This window comes from Salinivibrio socompensis S35 (assembly GCF_000513715.1).
GTDB lineage: Bacteria > Pseudomonadota > Gammaproteobacteria > Enterobacterales > Vibrionaceae > Salinivibrio > Salinivibrio socompensis.
This window is the reverse complement of sequence record NZ_AQOD01000024.1, coordinates 37231-43230: the sequence shown is the minus strand read 5'-3', so window position 1 is coordinate 43230 and position 6000 is coordinate 37231. Positions and strand designations below refer to the sequence as shown.

At 45.9% G+C, this 6000-nt stretch carries 5 protein-coding genes and 1 pseudogene; all 6 read right to left on the bottom strand.

All coding sequences use genetic code 11. The features are described from left to right. Positions 1 to 271 precede the first annotated feature (271 nt). On the bottom strand, positions 272 to 1315 hold the full coding sequence (locus DZ54_RS0103765) for a methyl-accepting chemotaxis protein (protein WP_240473911.1): 1044 nt from the start codon (positions 1313 to 1315) through the stop codon (positions 272 to 274). A gap of 97 nt (positions 1316 to 1412) precedes the next feature. Beyond that, complete coding sequence (locus DZ54_RS0103760) at positions 1413 to 2468, bottom strand: protein-glutamate methylesterase/protein-glutamine glutaminase (protein ID WP_025673142.1); 1056 nt, start codon at positions 2466 to 2468, stop codon at positions 1413 to 1415. Then, a complete protein-coding gene (locus DZ54_RS18855) occupies positions 2468 to 2908 on the bottom strand; it encodes a chemotaxis protein CheD (RefSeq protein WP_240473910.1) in 441 nt (146 codons plus the stop codon). Before DZ54_RS18855 ends, DZ54_RS0103760 begins: the two co-directional genes overlap by 1 nt. 8 nt (positions 2909 to 2916) lie before the next feature. Beyond that, positions 2917 to 3117, bottom strand: a complete 201-nt coding sequence (locus DZ54_RS25800; protein ID WP_240473909.1) for a hypothetical protein — start codon at positions 3115 to 3117, stop codon at positions 2917 to 2919. A gap of 1 nt (position 3118) precedes the next feature. Next, complete coding sequence (locus tag DZ54_RS0103750) at positions 3119 to 3967, bottom strand: CheR family methyltransferase (protein ID WP_240473908.1); 849 nt, start codon at positions 3965 to 3967, stop codon at positions 3119 to 3121. Between the two features lie 2 nt (positions 3968 to 3969). After that, a pseudogene (locus DZ54_RS24665) lies at positions 3970 to 5854 on the bottom strand (methyl-accepting chemotaxis protein); the annotation flags it as partial. Positions 5855 to 6000: the final 146 nt, after the last annotated feature.

Sequence of the window (6000 nt, the reverse complement as noted above, 5' to 3'; positions counted from 1 at the left end):
TCGGACATCAGGAAAAAGAGTGTAGAATACTGGCTAGATTCATGGTGGTTGGCGCTTTTTGTGTTGTAGTGACCCATAATCGCCGATTATCATGGATCTGACTACCTTTTTTATCCTATCTCACTGATTATTCTATGTAAGAAGTGGGGAGCCATCAGATATAAGCCTCTCGTATTTCCTGAACTAAAGCGAAGTTAAACTCCCCTTTAATTTTCAAAACGGCCTGTTTTCCTCCAGGCGCCATTTCACGTTTAATCCTCATACATGATCCTTAAAAAAGTTCGATATCGCCTTCATCAATAGATTGTTGTTTGGCAGGCGCACGTGCTGCTGACCCTGCTTTTTGCTCAATGTCATTAATCTGATTATTCAAGGTGTGCCAATCAATAGTATCTTCTAACATTGTTTCGACAATTAACGCATTTAACTCCTCCAATATGTGTAGATTATCGAGTATATGTCCGCCTTGTTGCGAAACAATGTCTGCGAACTGCAGGTTTTTGATACAGGAATTAATTTCTCTTTGAACATGTTCACCCAGCGTGGATACACGCTCAATTTCTTTTCCAACTTCATCATTCACCTCTTTCACCCCCTCAAGCAAAGAATCAATATAATCCTTCGAACGAATTGACTCCGTCATATCGAGTGAGGCGATTTCACCAACAGTATCCTTGGTTTTATCAACACTTTCCTGAGCCAAGTTGATATGTTTATGAATTTCAGTATTCAGATCTGTCGCTTTAATTGCCAACGATCGAACTTCTTGTGCAACCACCGCAAAGCTACGCCCATTTTCTCCAGCTCGTGCTGCTTCTATTGCTGCATTCAGTGCCAATAAATTGGTTTGATCAGACATCGCCTGAACATCATCTAATAGCTTAAAGACCTCGTTGAGCTTACTCGACATATCTTCAATGGTATAAATGGATGACACACTTTTATCGCTCACCTTCACCATGATATCGATATAACTATCAATCGCTTTCTCGGTGGCAGGCAAGACTTTCGCCAAACTGTACTCACTTTCATCATTATACAGTAATTCATTCGCCATCTTAGTGGCTGTATTGACTTGGTCGCGACAAGCACTTTGCATGGTAAAAAAGCTGCTATTGAGATTTTCTACAGAATTATCAATCAACTCACGCTGGCGCGCCAATTGCTCTCGGATCGGAACAAGTTCAATCGAGAGGATATGATGGATTCGCCGCAGTATTTGTTCAGGTGCCCCCTTTTCCACCATCTCATTATCTTGTTCAGGGAGAGAGGCTTGTTGGCGAAGCAGGATAAGCTGCAGAACCATGAGTGCCATAACCAACACCGCTAACACACCGGCCTGCCAGGTCATTGACCAAAGTGCAAACCCGGCAACGCCTAGTACCACGAGTATCGGTGACCAAATAAGCGCATTACGATGACTTTCCATAAATGGCCTCCACTAGAAAATTCGCAACCTCAGATAAACACAGTATTTGAGTCACACCACCCAGTTCAATCGCCACTCTAGGCATACCCCATACCACTGAGCTCGCCTGATCTTGAGCCGCCGTGAGGGCGCCTTGCTGATACATTTGTAATAAACCATTCGCACCATCTCTGCCCATGCCGGTTAGGATCACACCTATAGATTTTTCGCCGACCGACTCCGCGATGGAAGAAAGCATCACATCGACCGATGGACGATGCCGCTCAACCGGATCACTGTCAGACAATTGGCAATAAAGGTGGCCCTGTCTATTGATAACCGTTAAATGTTTATCGCCGGGGGCAACATAAACATGTCCCTTAATTAAAGGCATACGATCGACGGTGACTTCTTCAACATGTAAACGACAAGCTCGATCTAGCCGTTTAGCAAAAGGCCCACAAAATGCAGCTTTAATATGCTGAGTCACAACAATCGGAGGCATATGTTCAGGCAGACGCTCAAGTACACCCCGCAAGGCTTCCGTCCCGCCTGTCGATGCACCAATCGCTATAATATTGATCCCCCGACGGTTGTAATGGTGCCGATTAAGTGTGACGTTTGGTTGCTTACTCCATATCGTTTGCCCTACATTGGCCTGCGCAGCCGCTTTGACTTTACTGACTAGTTCATCGCGTTCTTGAGTCATTGCCGTAGCGATATTGACGGAGGGTTTAGGTACATAATCAACCGCACCAAGCTCCAATGCCGATAATGTGGCATCCGCCCCGTGTTGAGTCAGTGTTGACACCATAATCACTGGCATGGGCCGTAAACGCATCAGGTTTTTTAGAAACTGAATCCCATTCATTTTGGGCATTTCCACATCCAAAGTGAGTACATCGGGGTTCAGTTTTTTGATTTTTTCGCGTGCTTCATAAGGATCAGAGGCCGCGCCCACCACTTCTAGCGATGAGTCACTCTCTAGACATTCTCTAATTAGGGTGCGGTAGAGGGGAGAATCATCCACTATCAACACCTTATAGCGGTATTGACTCATTAAAATAGCTCCACATCTTGGTCATTTTCGCCACTGCTGTAAGATTCTTGCAGTAAGCGCTTATTATATTGTGTTTCTTCCGCCACCAGCTCTAGTTGACTGAGTGATTGAATTTTCTTCACCCAAGCTTTGCCTGTCCGTGGCTCAAATAAAACGCGACGAGGGAAACTCTGTCCTAAGTCTTCTGAGATAAGAGGTAGTTGTTCATTGGCAACATACTGGCGAACAAAGTCAATGTTCTTACTTCCGATCGCAATGTTTTGCCCCATAATATTCCCTCCACCAAAAAGTTTGACACGCAAACGATTTTTAATCGCCCCCTGTTGAAGCAAGGAATTAATTAATATTTCCATCGCATAATTCCCATAACGGGCAGCAAGAGATAAATACTGATCGGGACTCCACGGTTGTTGCCCATCTTCATTTTTAAGCGGCAACATAAAATGATTCATCCCCCTACGCGAGATAAAGGATCCCAAATACAGGCAGCAATACATGAGCCAAGCCCCGTTGCAATGAGCTCATCGTCCGAACTCACATAAATATCGCCCGGCTTTAACTTCACCATATGCTTACCATGCTCAGGACTGAAAAAACGTTTCAGTGCTTTCTCTTGCGCATGGTGATGTAACTCCAATGCTTGATGCATATCACTCCCGTTTTCGGTACATGGTATGGCCCAAGTTTTCGAATTTATCTGCCATTTTTCCAATCCCCTCGGAATGGCCAATGAACAAAACGCCCCCAGGTGTCAGTTGATGCCAAAAACGCTCTATCAGCCATTGCTGTGTGTCACGCTCAAAGTAAATCATCACATTACGACAAAAGATCGCGTCCATTGTCTGCTTGTGGGGCCAGTCTCCCTTGAGGTTTAACTGTTTAAAGCGCATGGCATCACGCAACGTTTTCTTGGCTTTAAACAAATCCTGCTTGACACCTTTCCCTTTTAAAAATCCCTCTTTTAAATAGGCTTTTGGGATCGTATGTGCCACCTCAAGGCTATAGGTCCCATTGTTCGCGGTATTCAACACTTGCGTATCAAGATCGGTCGCCAATATTTGCACATCAAGTTGTCCTCCATTTAACATCCCATGCCCTGAGAGCACAGCAGCGATCGTGTAAGGTTCCTCACCCGTCGAACAACCGGCTGACCATATCCGGATACGCTTTTTCTTTGCTTGTTGCCACTGAGGGATCAACTGATGCGCTAAAAATTCAAAATGATGACGTTCGCGAAAGAACTGCGTTTTATTGGTCGTTAACGCATTGATAAACGCTACACGTTCATCCATGTTTAGCTCCACCATCGCGAAATAGTCATCAAAGTTCGCCATACCAGTGCGCCGCAAGCAACGTACCAGACGTCCATACACCATGCTTTTCTTTTTATCTGCGAGAAAAATCCCCGTTTCATCAGACATAAATTGCTGCACATATTTGAAGTGATGTGCGCTAAAGTCATAGGCACTCGTATAGGAAGCACTCACTGGTGTACTCACCCTTAGAACTCCTCCCACTCATCACTCAATTCAGCCCCTGAAGACTTCTTAGTGTTCACCGCTTTAAGACGCGTCGATGATGTATCCCCATTACGGTAAGGGTCAGCCTGTCCCTTAGTGCTTAACGTGGCAGAGTGCGTGGGTGTCTGTTTATGCTTAACACTGGGCGGCTGGATATCTGCTAGCTTTTCGGCATCTATATCTACTTGGAAAAAGCCAATCAAATTGATTAACTCGGCGCCTTCTTCGCGCATCGATTGACTCGCTGCAGCAGCCTCTTCTACTAGCGCGGCGTTTTGCTGGGTCATTTGGTCCATTCTTGCCACCGAACGAGTGATTTCATCAATTCCCGTCGCTTGTTCTTGGCTTGCCGCATTGATCTTATCAATCAATTGAGAGACTTCAGACACCGATGCAACGATCTCTTCCAGCATGTCACCTGATTCATCGACCAACTTCGAACCTTGTGTCACTTTTTCGACGCTGTCTTTGATCAAATCTTTGATTTCTTTGGCTGCTCCAGCACTACGTTGAGCGAGATTTCGCACTTCGCCGGCGACCACAGCAAAACCTCGTCCTTGTTCGCCCGCTCGCGCTGCTTCAACTGCCGCATTCAAAGCGAGAAGGTTGGTTTGGAAGGCTATTTCATCAATCACACCAATAATATCGGCGATTTTTTTACTCGCATCGTTGATTTCCGACATAGCTTCAACGGTTTCCTTAACAACATCGCCACCTTTTCGTGCTTTTTCACTCGCTTTCGACGACAAGCTATTCGCCGACGCAGCACTCTCCGCATTTTGCTTCACGGTCGCTGTCATTTCTTCCATACTGGCAGCCGTTTCTTGCAAATTAGCCGCTTGTTCCTCAGTGCGCTCACTGAGGTCGTTGTTCCCTTCGGCTATTTCTGCTGATGCTGATGCAACCCGCGCTGACGAGTGGGTTATCTTTTCAACCATATTACGTACATTGTTGATGGAGGCGTTCACCGCTTGACTGAGCTCTTCAAAGTCACCTTTGTAGTCTTCAGGCATATTGGTTTTTAAATCCCCTTTCGATACGCCACGCATGACACGGATACATTCATTGAGCGGATCCATAAAGCTATCGAGTAACTGGTTAATGCCTTTTCCTAATTTGGCCATGGATCCACGGTATCTACTGGTTTCCATCCGATCGCTCAGATTACCGTTGGCGGCTTTAGCGATTAACCTCTCAACCTGGCGCTGACCATCCATTTGTTCGGTAATATCTTCCCACTGCAATGCGGGACCGATGTATTCATCATCGTCATCATAGAGCGCAATACAATTCAGAGAGAATTCTAATTCGCCGACGGCAATATCTGCTTTAAATGGCATACGATCTGGATTAGCAATAACCGATTGCTGATGCGCAGGGTTTTTTATGAAATTGATCAATGCTGGTTCCTATCAACTTATTGGCAGAGAAGCCGGGAAATATCTCGCGCATTTCATCTTCACGGCTATTAAATAGTTCGGTGACCGCTGGGTTGAGGTAACGAATGATGCCGTCTTTGTCCGCCAGCATTACATTGGTCGTCATCCCTTCGACAACAGCCGCGAGTAATGAACGCTCCGACTCTTTGCTCCGTCGTTCGGTCACATCCCGCCACTCAATCGCCGTACCAGCATGTTTACCATGGCGGTCATAACTGGCAGTGGCATGGAATTCAAAACGCGCACCTTTAAATCGAATATCGCGATTAATCGGCATTTTGTCAGCCGAAAGGAATATGTCGTTTTGAAGTTGCGGAAAGAGGTAATCAATAGGCTTGCCTAGGATGTCATCTCGGTTTGCCACAAACGCACTGTTTTTAGTGCGGAAGGTCTGCTCATGCTGCTTGCACAGTCTCACCGCTTGCTCGTTGACATGAGTGATTTCACCATGAATCCCAAGCAACACAAAGGCACTATGGGTATTATCAAGCGCCCCTTTTAGCCGTTGATGTTCTTCGCTTTGGTGCGCGCGAGCCGTCACATCACACAGTTCAATGCTATACCCTTGACCCT

Bases quoted from the DNA above. Each gene is read 5' to 3' on its own strand.
- DZ54_RS0103765 (WP_240473911.1), bottom strand. From the start codon at position 1,315: ATGGCACTCATGGTTCTGCAGCTTATCCTGCTTCGCCAACAAGCCTCT.
- DZ54_RS0103760 (WP_025673142.1), bottom strand. From the start codon at position 2,468: ATGAGTCAATACCGCTATAAGGTGTTGATAGTGGATGATTCTCCCCTC.
- DZ54_RS18855 (WP_240473910.1), bottom strand. From the start codon at position 2,908: ATGTTGCCGCTTAAAAATGAAGATGGGCAACAACCGTGGAGTCCCGAT.
- DZ54_RS25800 (WP_240473909.1), bottom strand. From the start codon at position 3,117: ATGCATCAAGCATTGGAGTTACATCACCATGCGCAAGAGAAAGCACTG.